This is a genomic window from Belnapia sp. AC561 (assembly GCF_979252845.1).
The window spans coordinates 1-266 of the sequence record NZ_CEEDBP010000254.1; the positions used below are offsets into that span (position 1 = coordinate 1).

Genomic DNA, 266 nt, shown 5'->3' on the forward strand with positions numbered 1-266 from the left:
GCGGCATCTTCGCGGCCTATCGCCGCGGCCGGGCCGCCCGTCCCGGACTCGGCCTGATGCCGGAGCCGGACTGGAGCCAGGGCACCCGCTGGCGGACCGCCATCCTGCTCGACCCCGCCCGGGGCGCCCCGGACCGCGATGCGGTGCGGCTGGCGCGGGAGGCCGCGGGGATCGAGACCCGGCCGGTCTGGAAGCCGCTGCACCGGCAGCCGGCCTTCCGCCAGGCCCCGCGCCGCGGCGGCGCCATCGCCGCCCGGCTGGTCGAG

At 80.8% G+C, this 266-nt stretch carries 1 protein-coding gene; it reads left to right on the forward strand.

Annotation, left to right across the window (positions count from 1 at the left end):
• Window positions 1–266 (forward strand): DegT/DnrJ/EryC1/StrS family aminotransferase (locus AC0IW9_RS30975; RefSeq protein WP_471652136.1); only part of this gene is annotated, 266 nt, incomplete at both ends.